The organism is Flavobacterium paronense (genome assembly GCF_030409795.1).
Lineage (GTDB): Bacteria > Bacteroidota > Bacteroidia > Flavobacteriales > Flavobacteriaceae > Flavobacterium > Flavobacterium paronense.
Map to the genome: position 1 here is coordinate 1,873,192 of NZ_JAUFQN010000019.1, position 19,084 is coordinate 1,892,275.

Here is a 19,084-nt window from a genome sequence, read left to right on the forward strand (position 1 = left end):
AGAATATATGAAAAATTTATACTTCAATTCAATCGTAAAAAAGCTTACCTACTCCATAGCTATATTGGCAATCTTTCTTGGATTTAACAATACTGTTAATGCGCAGGTTAAAAAGACTTTTACACAAAGAACTTCACAATATAGTCCTACCAAAAAGATATATAATGTGAAAGGTGATTTTGCCATGTTAGGTAATACCTGTTTGAGTCCGCAAAATTATAGCGCAACAACCAACAACAATGGTCAAACAATGGTGTATGTTGATACCGATGGTGATTCAAGCACGTTTAACTCATCTTCTTCCACACTAGTTTTATCAACTGAAGGTGGAGTTGCAGTACCTGCTTGTTCGAATATCATTTATGCCGGTTTATATTGGACTGGTAAATCTTCTCCAAATGTAACTTTTAACGTAACCAAAAACAGCGTTACAAAAACATTCAATAAACGAATTGTTAAGTTTAAAGGTCCTGCATCTTCATCTTACACGACTATAACTGCAGCTGCGACAGATATTTATTATCCATCAGGTACTGATGATGATATATACTCTGCTTATGCTGAAGTTACCGATTATGTAAAGACCAATGGTCTAGGACAGTATACTGTAGCTGACATGGCATTATTAGAAGGTGATCCGGGAGGGACTGGATATTCTGGTGGATGGGGAATGATTGTAATCTATGAAAACTCTAAAATGAAATGGAGAGACGTAACTATTTTTGATGGTTATGCTTATGTAGCTTCTACAAATACCACAGGATTTGATTTACCAGTTTCTGGTTTTAATACCGTTCAATCAGGAAACGTTGGCGTAAAACTTGGTTTGATGGCGAGTGAAGGTGATGTAAGTTTTACAGGCGATTATTTTAAAATTAGAAATCTTAATACAACAAATTATACTTCTTTAAGTCATTCTGGTAATTCTGCAACTAATTTCTTTAACTCTTCAATCAATACAGGTGGTACACGAAACCCAAATTTGGTAAATAATACGGGTATCGATATTGCAGTTGTTAACATTCCAAATACTAACAACACAATAATTGGTAATAGTCAAACATCAACTAATTTTAAATACGGTACAAGTTCAGATACATATTCAATATTTGCAATTGCTATGTCGGTAGATGCATATGTCCCTGAGGTTGAAGCTGTAATTTCAGCAACAACTATCAATGGTACTCCTGCTGTACAACCGTATACTATATTACCAGGTCAAGACGCTGGTTATACAGTTGACATCAAGAATATTGGTACTGAGGCTGTGAAAAACTTTAAATTAGTTGTCCCAATTCCTTTTAATGCAACTTATGTTGCAGGAAGTGCTGCCGGTTCAGTTTTCAGTCCTCAAACAACACCTACTCCAAATAGCATTACGTTTAATCCTAGTTTAGGAGCTACGGGTTCAATTGTTTGGGATTTTGGTACTTTAGTTTTACCTGTTTCTCCTAATGGACCAGGAACATTATTGGCCAGATTAACTTTTAAATTAAAAGCAACAACAGATTGTGCGATTTTAAGTAATGCAACCTGTGGTAGTGCCATGTCGGTGAATGGAAATTCTACCGGAATTGGAAATACTACAAATGTGCCTTTAAACAATTCAGATTTCATTCAAGGTTATACTCAAAATGGAAGTTGTGCAGGTGTAGCTATTCCTACTCCAATAAACATAGCAATAAATGGAACAAATTATGTTACACAAAATTGTCCAAATAGTGATTATACCAGACATTTTTCTTACTGTAGTGCTAGTACAAGTGTAGGAACTTCTGAAATTGCTTCTAATTTTCCATTAGGGACATTATTTTATAATACTTTCCCAGTAACAATCAATTCGATTCAATATACAGATGCCAATCCTATTCCTTTAGTTTCTGGTTCAACTGTTACTTATTATGCAGTTCCTTCAGGTGGTGGAACCGGATGTAATTTTCCTTTCACCATTACTAAATGTCCTGTTATTGTAGCTCAAAATGATGCTCTTACCGGAGGCAATGGAACAACAGGAAATCCTAATGCTGGAAACGTATTAAATAACAACGGAAGTGGTGCTGATACTTTAAATGGTGTTCAGGCTACTATTTCACAAGTTAATATTACGGTTACGACACCAGCAACTTCAATAGGTGGCAATCCTGTTCCTTCTATAGATACTGCTACGGGACAAGTTTCTGTTCCTGCCGGTACACCAGCCGGAACCTACACCATAGTATATAACTTGTGTGAAAAATTAAACCCTACAACTAACTGTGATCCTGCAACGGTAACTATTACTGTTACTGCTCCAGCTATTTTAGCTGTTAACGATACTTATACAAATATTAATTGTACAACTTCAGGTTTAATAGGTAATGTTTTAACAAATGACACATTAAATGGTGGACCATTTGCAGCTAATCTGGTAACTTTCACATTACTTTCAGGAAGTAATCCTAAAATCTCTATTAGTTCAAATGGAGATGTAAATGTTACATCAGGAATTGCAGCTGGAGTTTATACTTTTACATATAAAATTTGTCAAGTATTAAATCCAACAAACTGCAGTAATACAGCAACTATTTCTATTACTGTTGTTGATACGACTGCACCTGTAATTTCGACTTTACCAGGAACATCTACAATTTCATGCCCAGCAACTCCGAGTTTTACAACTCCAACTGCAAGTGATACATGTGGTGCTGCTACTCTAACTTCTAATGATGTTAGAACAAATGGTACTTGTGCTAATTCCTATTCTATTACTAGAACTTGGACAGCAACTGATGCTTCAGGAAATACTTCAACAGCTTTTCAGACTATTATTGTTCAAGATACTACAGCGCCAACTTGGTCAACTACAGCTACTGCTTTAAATACTACTCTTCAATGTAGCGATGCTGCTGGTTTAGCAACGGCTCAAGCTTTAGCTCCAACGGCTACTGATAATTGTGGTGGAACAGTAACTTATACTAAAACGGCTGGTACCTTTACTGCTGGTTCTTGTCCAAATAACGGTACTTATACTAATACTTGGGTTGCTAAAGATGTATGTAATAATTCGTCTGCTACTTTCACGCAAGTAATAACTATTGAAGATACTACGGCACCAACTTGGTCAACTACAGCTACTGCTTTAAATACTACTCTTCAATGTAGCGATGCTGCTGGTTTAGCAACGGCTCAAGCTTTAGCTCCAACAGCTACTGATAATTGTGGTGGAACAGTAACTTATACTAAAACGGCTGGTACGTTTACTGCTGGTTCTTGTCCAAATAATGGTACTTATACCAATACTTGGGTAGCTAAAGATGTATGTAATAATTCGTCTGCTACTTTCACGCAAGTAATAACTATTGAAGATACTACGGCGCCAATTTGGTCAACTACAGCTACTGCTTTAAATACTTCTCTTCAATGTAGCGATGCTGCTGGTTTAGCAACGGCTCAAGCTTTAGCTCCAACAGCTACTGATAATTGTGGTGGAACAGTAACTTATACTAAAACGGCTGGTACGTTTACTGCTGGTTCTTGTCCAAATAACGGTACTTATACTAATACTTGGGTTGCTAAAGATGTATGTAATAATTCGTCTGCTACTTTCACGCAAGTAATAACTATTGAAGATACTACGGCACCAACTTGGTCAACTACAGCTACTGCTTTAAATACTACTCTTCAATGTAGCGATGCTGCTGGTTTAGCAACGGCTCAAGCTTTAGCTCCAACAGCTACTGATAATTGTGGTGGAACAGTAACTTATACTAAAACGGCTGGTACGTTTACTGCTGGTTCTTGTCCAAATAACGGTACTTATACTAATACTTGGGTAGCTAAAGATGTGTGTAATAATTCGTCTGCTACTTTCACGCAAGTAATAACTATTGAAGATACTACGGCACCAATTTGGTCAACTACAGCTACTGCTTTAAATACTACTCTTCAATGTAGCGATGCTGCTGGTTTAGCAACGGCTCAAGCTTTAGCTCCAACAGCTACTGATAATTGTGGTGGAACAGTAACTTATATTAAAACGGCTGGTACGTTTACTGCTGGTTCTTGTCCAAATAATGGTACTTATACTAATACTTGGGTAGCTAAAGATGTGTGTAATAATTCGTCTGCTACTTTCACGCAAGTAATTACTATTGAAGATACTACGGCTCCAATTTGGTCAACTACAGCTACTGCTTTAAATACTACACTTCAATGTAGCGATGCTACTGGTTTAACAACGGCTCAAGCTTTAGCTCCAACAGCTACTGATAATTGTGGTGGAACAGTAACTTATATTAAAACGGCTGGTACGTTTACTGCTGGTTCTTGTCCAAATAATGGTACTTATACTAATACTTGGGTTGCTAAAGATGTGTGTAATAATTCGTCTGCTACTTTCACGCAAGTAATAACTATTGAAGATACTACGGCACCAATTTGGTCAACTACAGCTACTGCTTTAAATACTACACTTCAATGTAGCGATGCTGCTGGTTTAGCAACGGCTCAAGCTTTAGCTCCAACGGCTACTGATAATTGTGGTGGAACAGTAACTTATACTAAAACGGCTGGTACCTTTACTGCTGGTTCTTGTCCAAATAACGGTACTTATACCAATACTTGGGTAGCTAAAGATGTGTGTAATAATTCGTCTGCTACTTTCACGCAAGTAATTACTATTGAAGATACTACGGCTCCAACATGGTCAACTACAGCTACTGCTTTAAATACTACACTTCAATGTAGCGATGCTGCTGGTTTAGCAACGGCTCAAGCTTTAGCTCCAACAGCTACCGATAATTGTGGTGGAACAGTAACTTATATTAAAACGGCTGGTACGTTTACTGCTGGTTCTTGTCCAAATAACGGTACTTATACTAATACTTGGGTAGCTAAAGATGTGTGTAATAATTCGTCTGCTACTTTCACGCAAGTAATTACTATTGAAGATACTACGGCTCCAATTTGGTCAACTACAGCTACTGCTTTAAATACTACTCTTCAATGTAGCGATGCTGCTGGTTTAGCAACGGCTCAAGCTTTAGCTCCAACAGCTACTGATAATTGTGGTGGAACAGTAACTTATACTAAAACGGCTGGTACCTTTACTGTTGGTTCTTGTCCAAATAACGGTACTTATACCAATACTTGGGTAGCTAAAGATGTGTGTAATAATTCGTCTGCTACTTTCACGCAAGTAATAACTATTGAAGATACTACGGCACCAATTTGGTCAACTACAGCTACTGCTTTAAATACTACACTTCAATGTAGCGATGCTGCTGGTTTAGCAACGGCTCAAGCTTTAGCTCCAACGGCTACTGATAATTGTGGTGGAACAGTAACTTATACTAAAACGGCTGGTACGTTTACTGCTGGTTCTTGTCCAAATAACGGTACTTATACCAATACTTGGGTAGCTAAAGATGTGTGTAATAATTCGTCTGCTACTTTCACGCAAGTAATTACTATTGAAGATACTACGGTACCAATTTGGTCAACTACAGCTACTGCTTTAAATACTACTCTTCAATGTAGCGATGCTGCTGGTTTAGCAACGGCTCAAGCTTTAGCTCCAACAGCTACCGATAATTGTGGTGGAACAGTAACTTATACTAAAACGGCTGGTACGTTTACTGCTGGTTCTTGTCCAAATAACGGTACTTATACTAATACTTGGGTTGCTAAAGATGTATGTAATAATTCGTCTGCTACTTTCACGCAAGTAATAACTATTGAAGATACTACGGCACCAATTTGGTCAACTACAGCTACTGCTTTAAATACTACTCTTCAATGTAGCGATGCTACTGGTTTAGCAACGGCTCAAGCTTTAGCTCCAACGGCTACTGATAATTGTGGTGGAACAGTAACTTATACTAAAACGGCTGGTACCTTTACTGCTGGTTCTTGTCCAAATAACGGTACTTATACTAATACTTGGGTTGCTAAAGATGTATGTAATAATTCGTCTGCTACTTTCACGCAAGTAATTACTATTGAAGATACTACGGCACCAATTTGGTCAACTACAGCTACTGCTTTAAATACTACTCTTCAATGTAGCGATGCTGCTGGTTTAGCAACGGCTCAAGCTTTAGCTCCAACAGCTACTGATAATTGTGGTGGAACAGTAACTTATACTAAAACGGCTGGTACGTTTACTGCTGGTTCTTGTCCAAATAATGGTACTTATACCAATACTTGGGTAGCTAAAGATGTATGTAATAATTCGTCTGCTACTTTCACGCAAGTAATTACTATTGAAGATACTACGGCACCAATTTGGTCAACTACAGCTACTGCTTTAAATACTACTCTTCAATGTAGCGATGCTGCTGGTTTAGCAACGGCTCAAGCTTTAGCTCCAACAGCTACTGATAATTGTGGTGGAACAGTAACTTATACTAAAACGGCTGGTACGTTTACTGCTGGTTCTTGTCCAAATAATGGTACTTATACCAATACTTGGGTAGCTAAAGATGTATGTAATAATTCGTCTGCTACTTTCACGCAAGTAATTACTATTGAAGATACTACGGCACCAATTTGGTCAACTACAGCTACTGCTTTAAATACTACTCTTCAATGTAGCGATGCTGCTGGTTTAGCAACGGCTCAAGCTTTAGCTCCAACAGCTACTGATAATTGTGGTGGAACAGTAACTTATACTAAAACGGCTGGTACGTTTACTGCTGGTTCTTGTCCAAATAATGGTACTTATACCAATACTTGGGTAGCTAAAGATGTATGTAATAATTCGTCTGCTACTTTCACGCAAGTAATTACTATTGAAGATACTACGGCACCAATTTGGTCAACTACAGCTACTGCTTTAAATACTACTCTTCAATGTAGCGATGCTGCTGGTTTAGCAACGGCTCAAGCTTTAGCTCCAACAGCTACCGATAATTGTGGTGGAACAGTAACTTATACTAAAACGGCTAGTACGTTTACTGCTGGTTCTTGTCCAAATAATGGTACTTATACTAATACTTGGGTAGCTAAAGATGTGTGTAATAATTCGTCTGCTACTTTCACGCAAGTAATAACTATTGAAGATACTACGGCGCCAATATTTGAAACTCTTCCAAATCCAAGTACAATATCATATAGTTCAACACCTTTATTTCAGCAAGCAATTGCTTCAGATAATTGTAGTACAGCTACTTTAACTTTCAATGATGTACCTACTTCAACGAATTGTGATGGATCATATTCAATCACTAGAACTTGGACAGCAAAAGACGATTGTAATAATTCAAGTAATGCTTCACAAACAATAAATGTTAGTCCAGCTGTATTTATAGCTAATAATGATTCTGGAAATTCTATTAATGGTTTTGTAGGTGGAATTTCATTTACTAACGTTTTAGTGAATGATACTTTAGACGGAAACCCAATAACAAGTTCACAAGTAACTACAACTTTTGTTTCTTCAACTAACCCTGGAGTTACATTATCAGGAACTAATGTTGTTGTAGCACCTGGAACTCCTGCTGGTAATTACACTTTAACGTATCAAATATGTGGTGTTAAAGCAACATGTAGTTGTGCAACAGCAATTGTAACTGTTGCTGTTTCTGCTGCTTCTATCATCGCTAATGATGATACAGGTGCTGCTGTAAACGGTTTAACTGGTGGAACGGCTTTCACTAATGTACTGGTTAATGATACTCTTAATGGTGTGCCGGTTTTAGCTTCGCAAGTAAACACTACTTTCGTATCTTCTACTAATCCAGGTATTACGCTTTCTGGTACTGATGTACTTGTGGCTCCTGGAACGCCTGCTGGTTCGTATAGTTTAGTATACCAAATCTGTGAAATATTAAATCCAGGTAACTGTGATACTGCTACGGTTTCGGTTGCTGTTTCTGCTGCTTCTATTATCGCTAATGATGATACGGGTGCTGTGGTTAACGGTTTAACTGGTGGAACGGCTTTCACTAATGTACTGGTTAATGATACTCTTAACGGTGTGCCGGTTTTAGCTTCGCAAGTAAACACTACTTTCGTATCTTCTACTAATCCAGGTATTACGCTTTCTGGTACTGATGTACTTGTGGCTCCTGGAACGCCTGCTGGTTCGTATAGTTTAGTATACCAAATCTGTGAAATATTAAATCTAGGTAACTGTGATACTGCTACGGTTTCGGTTGCTGTTTCTGCTGCTTCTATTATCGCTAATGATGATACAGGTGCTGCTGTAAACGGTTTAACTGGTGGAACGGCTTTCACTAATGTACTGGTTAATGATACTCTTAACGGTGTGCTGGTTTTAGCTTCGCAAGTAAACACTACTTTCGTATCTTCTACTAATCCAGGTATTACGCTTTCTGGTACTGATGTACTTGTGGCTCCTGGAACGCCTGCTGGTTCGTATAGTTTAGTATACCAAATCTGTGAAATATTAAATCCAGGTAACTGTGATACCGCTACGGTTTCGGTTGCTGTTTCTGCTGCTTCTATTATCGCTAATGATGATACAGGTGCTGCTGTAAACGGTTTAACTGGTGGAACGGCTTTCACTAATGTACTGGTTAATGATACTCTTAACGGTGTGCCGGTTTTAGCTTCGCAAGTAAACACTACTTTCGTATCTTCTACTAATCCAGGTATTACGCTTTCTGGTACTGATGTACTTGTGGCTCCTGGAACGCCTGCTGGTTCGTATAGTTTAGTATACCAAATCTGTGAAATATTAAATCCAGGTAACTGTGATACCGCTACGGTTTCGGTTGCTGTTTCTGCTGCTTCTATTATCGCTAATGATGATACGGGTGCTGCTGTAAACGGTTTAACTGGTGGAACGGCTTTCACTAATGTACTGGTTAATGATACTCTTAACGGTGTGCCGGCTTTAGCTTCGCAAGTAAACACTACTTTCGTATCTTCTACTAATCCAGGTATTACGCTTTCTGGTACTGATGTACTTGTGGCTCCTGGAACGCCTGCTGGTTCGTATAGTTTAGTATACCAAATCTGTGAAATATTAAATCCAGGTAACTGTGATACTGCTACGGTTTCGGTTGCTGTTTCTGCTGCTTCTATTATCGCTAATGATGATACGGGTGCTGTGGTTAACGGTTTAACTGGTGGAACGGCTTTCACTAATGTACTGGTTAATGATACTCTTAACGGTGTGCCGGTTTTAGCTTCGCAAGTAAACACTACTTTCGTATCTTCTACTAATCCAGGTATTACGCTTTCTGGTACTGACGTACTTGTGGCTCCTGGAACGCCTGCTGGTTCATACTCTTTAGTATACCAAATCTGTGAAATATTAAATCCAGGTAACTGTGATACTGCTACGGTTTCGGTTGCTGTTTCTGCTGCTTCTATTATCGCTAATGATGATACGGGTGCTGCTGTAAACGGTTTAACTGGTGGAACGGCTTTCACTAATGTACTGGTTAATGATACTCTTAATGGTGTGCCGGTTTTAGCTTCGCAAGTAAACACTACTTTCGTATCTTCTACTAATCCAGGTATTACGCTTTCTGGTACTGATGTACTTGTGGCTCCTGGAACGCCTGCTGGTTCATACTCTTTAGTATACCAAATCTGTGAAATATTAAATCCAGGTAACTGTGATACCGCTACGGTTTCGGTTGCTGTTTCTGCTTCTTCTATTATCGCTAATGATGATACGGGTGCTGCTGTAAACGGTTTAACTGGTGGAACGGCTTTCACTAATGTACTAGTTAATGATACTCTTAATGGTGTACCGGTTTTAGCTTCGCAAGTAAACACTACTTTCGTATCTTCTACTAATCCAGGTATTACGCTTTCTGGTACGGATGTACTTGTGGCTCCTGGAACGCCTGCTGGTTCGTATAGTTTAGTATACCAAATCTGTGAAATATTAAATCCAGGTAACTGTGATACCGCTACGGTTTCGGTTGCTGTTTCTGCTTCTTCTATTATCGCTAATGATGATACGGGTGCTGCTGTAAACGGTTTAACTGGTGGAACGGCTTTCACTAATGTACTGGTTAATGATACTCTTAATGGTGTACCGGTTTTAGCTTCGCAAGTAAACACTACTTTCGTATCTTCTACTAATCCAGGTATTACGCTTTCTGGTACTGATGTACTTGTGGCTCCTGGAACGCCTGCTGGTTCATACTCTTTAGTATACCAAATCTGTGAAATATTAAATCCAGGTAACTGTGATACTGCTACGGTTTCGGTTGCTGTTTCTGCTGCTTCTATTATCGCTAATGATGATACGGGTGCTGCTGTAAACGGTTTAACTGGTGGAACGGCTTTCACTAATGTACTGGTTAATGATACTCTTAACGGTGTGCCGGTTTTAGCTTCGCAAGTAAACACTACTTTCGTATCTTCTACTAATCCAGGTATTACGCTTTCTGGTACTGACGTACTTGTGGCTCCTGGAACGCCTGCTGGTTCATACTCTTTAGTATACCAAATCTGTGAAATATTAAATCCAGGTAACTGTGATACTGCTACGGTTTCGGTTGCTGTTTCTGCTGCTTCTATTATCGCTAATGATGATACAGGTGCTGCTGTAAACGGTTTAACTGGTGGAACGGCTTTCACTAATGTACTGGTTAATGATACTCTTAATGGTGTACCGGTTTTAGCTTCGCAAGTAAACACTACTTTCGTATCTTCTACTAATCCAGGTATTACGCTTTCTGGTACTGACGTACTTGTGGCTCCTGGAACGCCTGCTGGTTCATACTCTTTAGTATACCAAATCTGTGAAATATTAAATCCAGGTAACTGTGATACTGCTACGGTTTCGGTTTCGGTTGGTGCAGCTGCTATTGAAGCTATAGATGACAACTATGTAAACATTCAATGTTCGGACATTGGTTTAATTGGAAATATTTTATCAAATGACACCTTGAATAGCACTATTGGTTTATCAACTAATGAAGTAAACTTAACAATACTAAGCGGTAGTTATAACAATTTAAATATTGATAATGCTGGTAATGTCAATTTAAATAGCTTTGGAAGTTGTGGTTCATATACATTTACTTATAGAATCTGTGAAATATTAAATCCTAACAATTGTGATGAAGCTACAGTTACTGTTGTAATACAAGATTTAATCGAGCCTGTAGCTCCAGAAGCTCCAGCAACTGTAAACGTTGCTTGTGCTGGTGATATACCTGCAAATACTTCTCTAACTGCAATTGATAATTGCTCTGGTGAGATAACTGCTCAAGGTGTGGATACCGCTGTTCCTGGAAACTGTCCTAACTCGTTCACTGTAACTAGAACTTGGACATTTACGGATGCTTGCAACAATACATCTTCTGTATCACAAACTATTAATGTAAATGATACCATTGCGCCTGTAGTTCCAGAAGCTCCAGCAACTGTAAACGTTGCTTGTGCTGGTGATATACCTGCAAATACTTCGCTAACTGCAATTGATAATTGTTCAGGTGAGATAACTGCTCAAGGTGTGGATACCTCTGTTCCTGGAAACTGTCCTAACTCGTTCACTGTAACTAGAACTTGGACATTTACGGATGCTTGTAACAATACATCTTCTGTATCACAAACTATTAATGTAAATGATACCATTGCGCCTGTAGCTCCAGAAGCTCCAGCAACTGTAAACGTTGCTTGTGCTGGTGATATACCTGCAAATACTTCGCTAACTGCAATTGATAATTGCTCTGGTGAGATAACTGCTCAAGGTGTGGATACCGCTGTTCCTGGAAACTGTCCTAACTCGTTCACTGTAACTAGAACTTGGACATTTACGGATGCTTGTAACAATACATCTTCTGTATCACAAACTATTAATGTAAATGATACCATTGCGCCGGTAGCTCCAGAAGCTCCAGCAACTGTAAACGTTGCTTGTGCTGGTGATATACCTGCAAATACTTCGCTAACTGCAATTGATAATTGCTCTGGTGAGATAACTGCTCAAGGTGTGGATACCGCTGTTCCTGGAAACTGTCCTAACTCGTTCACTGTAACTAGAACTTGGACATTTACGGATGCTTGTAACAATACATCTTCTGTATCACAAACTATTAATGTAAATGATACCATTGCGCCTGTAGCTCCAGAAGCTCCAGCAACTGTAAACGTTGCTTGTGCTGGTGATATACCTGCAAATACTTCTCTAACTGCAATTGATAATTGCTCTGGTGAGATAACTGCTCAAGGTGTGGATACCGCTGTTCCTGGAAACTGTCCTAACTCGTTCACTGTAACTAGAACTTGGACATTTACGGATGCTTGTAACAATACATCTTCTGTATCACAAACTATTAATGTAAATGATACCATTGCGCCGATAGCTCCAGAAGCTCCAGCAACTGTAAACGTTGCTTGTGCTGGTGATATACCTGCAAATACTTCGCTAACTGCAATTGATAATTGCTCTGGTGAGATAACTGCTCAAGGTGTGGATACCGCTGTTCCTGGGAACTGTCCTAACTCGTTCACTGTAACTAGAACTTGGACATTTACGGATGCTTGTAACAATACATCTTCTGTATCACAAACTATTAATGTAAATGATACCATTGCGCCTGTAGCTCCAGAAGCTCCAGCAACTGTAAACGTTGCTTGTGCTGGTGATATACCTGCAAATACTTCTCTAACTGCAATTGATAATTGCTCAGGTGAGATAACTGCTCAAGGTGTAGATACCGCTGTTCCTGGAAACTGTCCTAACTCGTTCACTGTAACTAGAACTTGGACATTTACGGATGCTTGCAACAATACATCTTCTGTATCACAAACTATTAATGTAAATGATACCATTGCGCCTGTAGCTCCAGAAGCTCCAGCAACTGTAAACGTTGCTTGTGCTGGTGATATACCTGCAAATACTTCACTAACTGCAATTGATAATTGTTCAGGTGAGATAACTGCTCAAGGTGTGGATACCTCTGTTCCTGGAAACTGTCCTAACTCGTTCACTGTAACTAGAACTTGGACATTTACGGATGCTTGTAACAATACATCTTCTGTATCACAAACTATTAATGTAAATGATACCATTGCGCCTGTAACTCCAGAAGCTCCAGCAACTGTAAACGTTGCTTGTGCTGGTGATGTTCCTGCAAATACTTCACTAACTGCAATTGATAATTGTTCAGGTGAGATAACTGCTCAAGGTGTGGATACCGCTGATCCTGGAAACTGTCCTAACTCGTTCACTGTAACTAGAACTTGGACATTTACGGATGCTTGTAACAATACATCTTCTGTATCACAAACTATTAATGTAAATGATACCATTGCGCCTGTAGCTCCAGAAGCTCCAGCAACTGTAAACGTTGCTTGTGCTGGTGAAGTTCCTGCAATGATTTCGCTTACTGCAATTGATAATTGCTCAGGTGAGATAACTGCTCAAGGTGTGGATACCTCTGTTCCTGGAAACTGTCCTAACTCGTTCACTGTAACTAGAACTTGGACATTTACGGATGCTTGTAACAATACATCTTCTGTATCACAAACTATTAATGTAAATGATACCATTGCGCCGGTAGCTCCAGAAGCTCCAGCAACTGTAAACGTTGCTTGTGCTGGTGATATACCTGCAAATACTTCGCTAACTGCAATTGATAATTGCTCTGGTGAGATAACTGCTCAAGGTGTGGATACCGCTGTTCCTGGAAACTGTCCTAACTCGTTCACTGTAACTAGAACTTGGACATTTACGGATGCTTGTAACAATACATCTTCTGTATCACAAACTATTAATGTAAATGATACCATTGCGCCGGTAGCTCCAGAAGCTCCAGCAACTGTAAACGTTGCTTGTGCTGGTGATATACCTGCAAATACTTCGCTAACTGCAATTGATAATTGCTCTGGTGAGATAACTGCTCAAGGTGTGGATACCGCTGTTCCTGGAAACTGTCCTAACTCGTTCACTGTAACTAGAACTTGGACATTTACGGATGCTTGTAACAATACATCTTCTGTATCACAAACTATTAATGTAAATGATACCATTGCGCCGGTAGCTCCAGAAGCTCCAGCAACTGTAAACGTTGCTTGTGCTGGTGAAGTTCCTGCAATGATTTCGCTTACTGCTGTTGATAACTGTAGTGGTACTATAACCGTTCAAGGTGTAGATGCTATAACACCTGGTAACTGTCCTAATTCATTCACTCTAGTAAGAACTTGGACTTTCGTTGATGCTTGTGGTAATACTTCTTCAACATCACAAACAATTACAGTTAATGATACTGTGGCTCCGACTTTCAATCAGGTTGCACCTGCAAACATTAGTGTTTCTTGTGATAGTGTTCCAAATCCTGCTGTATTAACTGCAAGCGATAATTGTGGAACTGCAACGGTTGCTATGACTGAATCTGTTTTACAAGGAAACTGTCCTTCTAACTATCAAATAGTAAGAACTTGGACTGCAACTGATACTTGTGGTAACACAAAATCAGTAACTCAAACAATTAGCGTCTCTGATACATCTGGACCAGTACTAGTAACTGAAATACCTCTAAAAATCATGGCAACATGTGATGAAATCCCTGAGGTTCCAACCCTTGTATTTACTGATAATTGTTCTTCAACTGTAGTAACAACAGAACCTGTTATAACTACATCAGAAATAGTAGACAATGTTTATACTATTACTAGAACTTGGACAGTAACTGATGCTTGTGGAAATGTAACTACTGTTATTCAATCAGTACATGTGACACAAACAACTGATGTAACTGAAGTTCTTAAAACAAGTTGTACTAATGAAGATACACCTTATGTTTTACGTGATTTATTAACAAATCCAAATGATGTGCCTGCAGATGTAGTATGGACAAACGTGGATAATGTTGGTGGATTTACAAATGGAACTACGTTCAATGCCTTCAATATTCCGGCAGGAACATATACTTTCAGTTATACTATTACAACTGGATTATGTCCAAGAAGAATTGAAATTAAAATGACTGTAGATACAGATTGTGGTGTCTTACCTTGTGAATCTATTGTAATTCACAATGCATTTACTCCTAATGGTGATACTATAAATGATTTCTTTGACATTGAACATATTGAAGATTTTAATTGTTATCCAAGCAATAACGTAGAAATATACAACCGTTGGGGTGTTTTAGTATACGAAACTAAAAACTACGATAATAGTTCTAAGAAATTTGAAGGTATTTCAGAAGGAAGAGCTACGGTAAGCAAATCAGCTGAACTGCCAACTGGAACTTACTTCTACATCATCAGTTGGACAACTACTGATGGACAGACTGTAAATAAAGACGGATATTTATACCTTACCAGATAAAAAAACCCTACTAACTCCTGAGGGCTAATAACCCTCAGGTAAAAAATAGAAAATATGAGAACAAAAATTTTAATTTTCGCATTGATGTTAACGTGTTACTCTGGTTTTGCTCAGCAAGACGCACAGTATACCCAATACATGTACAACACCATAAACATCAATCCAGCATATGCAGGATCAAGAGGAGTTATGAGTATTTTTGGATTGCATCGTACCCAATGGGTAGGTTTAGATGGTGCACCAGTTACCAACGCCTTCTCTTTGAATACCCCAATCAAAAACAGTAATCTTGGTTTAGGGATATCTTTGGTAAATGATAGAATTGGTCCTACTAGTGATAATACTATTTCGGCTGATTTATCATACACTATTCCAATGAATGAAGACTATAATTTATCCTTTGGTATAAAAGCTTCCGGAAACATGTTTAATCTGGACACAGATAAATTGACTCCGGCTCAAGCTAATGACCCAAATCTTCAAAATTTTAACAATGAATTTTCTCCAAACTTTGGAGCTGGTATTTACTTGCATTCTGATAAATTATATTTAGGACTTTCCGTGCCAAACTTCTTGCAAGACTCGAAATACAACGATAATGATGTAGCGGTGTTTCAAGAAAGAATGAATTTCTATGCTATTGGTGGTTATGTATTTGATATTTCGCCTTCAATAAAATTCAAACCCGCTTTCTTAACTAAAGTCGTAACGGGTTCTCCGCTTCAAGTTGATGCTTCTGCTAACTTCTTATTCTTTGATAAGTTAATGCTTGGTGGAGCCTATCGTTGGGATGCAGCAGTAAGTGCTCTGGCTGGTTTTCAAATAACCGATGGCTTATTTATTGGCTATAGCTATGATATGGAAACAACACACTTAAGAAGATATAACTCGGGTTCTCATGAGGTATTCTTAAGATTTGAGCTGTTCAACAAAGTAAGCAAAATGGTATCACCTAGATTCTTCTAATAACACAATGATTATGAAAAATAAAATTACATATTTAGTACTATTAGCTATCACTTGTGTGAATAGTTATGCTCAGGTTGCTAACAAAAAAGAAGCAAAAGGTGATAAAGAGTATAGTAAATACGCTTATATCGATGCTATTAAAACCTATGAACGAATCTATCAAAAAGGATATAAATCGCCTGATATGCTTCTAAAAATAGGGAACGCCTACTATTTCAATGCTGAACTGGAAAAAGCTAACAAATGGTATGCTGAACTTTACGCAACCACTCCAGAACAAGAACCAGAATTCTATTATCGTTTTGCTCAAACTTTAAAAGCGGTTAAAGAAAGTGAGAAAGCTAACGCTATGTTAGCCAAATTTTCTGAAAAAAGCGGAAACGATAGTAGAGCTAAAATACTTTCACAAAACAAAAATTATTTAGCAGAAATCAAAGCTAATTCAGGTCGTTATAAAATCGAAAACGCTGGTATTAATACCAAATATTCCGATTATGGAACAGCTTATATGGGAACTAAAGTGGTGTTTTCATCGGCTCGTGATACTGGAAATTTCTCCAAAAGAATTCACACTTGGACAGGACAATATTTCACCAATCTTTATGATTCTCCAATAGCTGAAGATGGTTCTCTTGGTGCCGTAGGTAAGTTTGGCAAAAAAATAAATACCAAATTCCATGAAGACACGCCAGCCTTTACTAAAGATGGAAAAACGGTATACTTCACTCGTAATAACTATCTTGATAAAAGAGGTTATGATGTTAGTAAAGTAACTCTTTTGAAAATTTACAAAGCCACTGTTGATAAAGATGGGCAATGGAATGACATTACACCTGTTTCATTTAACAGTGATAGTTATCAAACGGCACATCCTGCCCTATCTCCAGATGAAAAAACATTGTACTTTGCCTCTGATATGCCTGGAACTCATGGACAATCTGATTTGTATAAAGTAAAAATAAATGAGGATGGCAGCTTTGGTACTCCCGAAAATCTTGGTGATGCTATTAATACCGAAGGTAGAGAAACCTATCCTTTCATCTCAGATGACAATGAACTATACTTTGCCTCTGACGGTCAACCTGGAATAGGTGGTTTGGATATATATATCACTAAAATCCCAAAAGATGGTAGTACTAATTTTAAAGAAGTGTTGAATGTTGGTGAGGAAGCCAATAGTCCAAAAGATGATTTTGCTTTGATTATCAATTCTAAATCTAAAAAAGGGTTCTTATCTTCTAACAGAGATGGCGGACAGGGAAGTGATGATATCTATAAATTTGTTGAAACAAAACCTATTTGGTGTGAGCAACTTCTTTATGGTGTGGTAACTGATGAAGATACTAAAGCCGTTTTGCCAAATGCTAAATTGATTCTTTTTGATGACAATTTTAATCAAATTAAAGAAACAACTTCTGATGCAGAAGGTAAATATGAGTTTGCCGAAGTTGAATGCGGTAAAAAATATTTTGTAAGAGCTTCTCTTGAGGATTATACCACCAAAGAATCTCCGGTAATTATTGGGAAAAATACTGGTAAAACAGAGCTAAACATTGAGCTTAAAAACGAAGGATGTAAAGTTAAAATTGGTGATGATTTGGCCAATTGTTTCAAAATCAATATCATTTATTTTGACTTAGACAAATGGAACATCAGACCTGATGCTGCGATTGATTTAGCTAAATTACTAGATGTTTTAGAACAAAATCCATCAATGAAAATTAACATTCGTTCGCATACAGATAGTAGAGCTTCTGATAAATACAATGATGTATTATCTAAAAACAGAGCGAAATCAACTAAAGATTGGTTAATCAAAAACGGAATTGCTGCTAATCGTTTAACATCTGAAGGTTTGGGTGAAAGAGAACTCGTTAACAAATGTGCTGACGGTGTAGAATGTACAGAAGCAGAACACCAACTTAACAGAAGATCTGAATTCATAATTACCGCTCTATAAAAAGCAAAAAGAATATTTATGGCTAAAAAGCATCCTTAAACGGATGCTTTTTTTGTTTATAACTAATAAAAACACTAGTTAATATGGAATAAAAATCGATTAAAAACTTCAAAATTAGTAAAAAGGGCACTTTAACGAGTATTTGAGTTAATCACAGAAAAAAATTTAGTACTTCTGGTTTTCTGCATAATTTAGCCATCAAATAGTATAACCCAATAACTATTACCTATATGCCTACATCTAAGAATACTTCTAGCCCAAATTCTATTTTGTAAATTAATTTTAAAACTAATTGTATGAAAACGATTGACCCAAATGTATCATTTAACCATCAAGCAAATTTTTGGCTTGAAAAAAACAAACAAATCATGAAACAAAAATTATTATTAGTATTAATACTAGTTTTCTTTTGCTCAAGCATCAAAGCACAAAGCACAAGAAGTGGAACTATTGTTGTAAGAGAGATGAATTCTTTTCTATCAACTGCAAGCAGTGAAACAACTGCTCGTACTACAACTGGAGTAAGTGTTTTGAACACTGACCAAGTGAGAGATTTGATAACTAAAGTACAACCTTCAGTATATTTTTATTCTGGAGATGTTAAAACTTATGGTGATCAACCTGTTAATCTTTTTACGGATTTAGGTTCACTTAATCAAATAGACAATTCAATTACTTTAAAAGATAATATTGAAATTGCTATAATACGCATCAATACCGCAAATGAATTAGGTTCAACTATTGATTTAGCTAAATTTTCTAATTTTCCGAATTTGAAATATATTTATTTTATAACAAATCTAGAAACTACAAGCCAAAATATCTCTAGTAATATTGTTAACTATGATTCTAGATTTAACATATTTTATAAAATAGATAAAGGAGATAGCAATCAATAAAAATTG

4 protein-coding genes are annotated in these 19,084 nt (G+C 37.6%); all 4 read left to right on the top strand.

Features of this window, described 5'->3' with window-relative positions:
* Window positions 1-7 precede the first annotated feature (7 nt).
* Window positions 8-15,250 (top strand): HYR-like domain-containing protein, encoded by a 15,243-nt coding sequence (locus QWY90_RS09605; RefSeq protein ID WP_290285681.1) that lies wholly within the window; start codon window positions 8-10, stop codon window positions 15,248-15,250.
* Between the two features lie 54 nt (window positions 15,251-15,304).
* Window positions 15,305-16,216, top strand: coding sequence for a PorP/SprF family type IX secretion system membrane protein (locus QWY90_RS09610; protein ID WP_290285682.1), 912 nt, complete (start codon window positions 15,305-15,307; stop codon window positions 16,214-16,216).
* A gap of 13 nt (window positions 16,217-16,229) precedes the next feature.
* On the top strand, window positions 16,230-18,179 hold the full coding sequence (locus QWY90_RS09615) for an OmpA family protein (RefSeq protein WP_290285683.1): 1,950 nt from the start codon (window positions 16,230-16,232) through the stop codon (window positions 18,177-18,179).
* A gap of 296 nt (window positions 18,180-18,475) precedes the next feature.
* On the top strand, window positions 18,476-19,078 hold the full coding sequence (locus QWY90_RS09620) for a hypothetical protein (RefSeq protein WP_290285684.1): 603 nt from the start codon (window positions 18,476-18,478) through the stop codon (window positions 19,076-19,078).
* The last annotated feature ends 6 nt before the right edge of the window (window positions 19,079-19,084 follow it).

Excerpts from the sequence above, each read along its gene's own strand:
- QWY90_RS09620 (WP_290285684.1), top strand. The coding sequence starts at position 18,476 with ATGAAAACGATTGACCCAAATGTATCATTTAACCATCAAGCAAATTTT.
- QWY90_RS09615 (WP_290285683.1), top strand. The coding sequence starts at position 16,230 with ATGAAAAATAAAATTACATATTTAGTACTATTAGCTATCACTTGTGTG.
- QWY90_RS09610 (WP_290285682.1), top strand. The coding sequence starts at position 15,305 with ATGAGAACAAAAATTTTAATTTTCGCATTGATGTTAACGTGTTACTCT.
- QWY90_RS09605 (WP_290285681.1), top strand. The coding sequence starts at position 8 with ATGAAAAATTTATACTTCAATTCAATCGTAAAAAAGCTTACCTACTCC.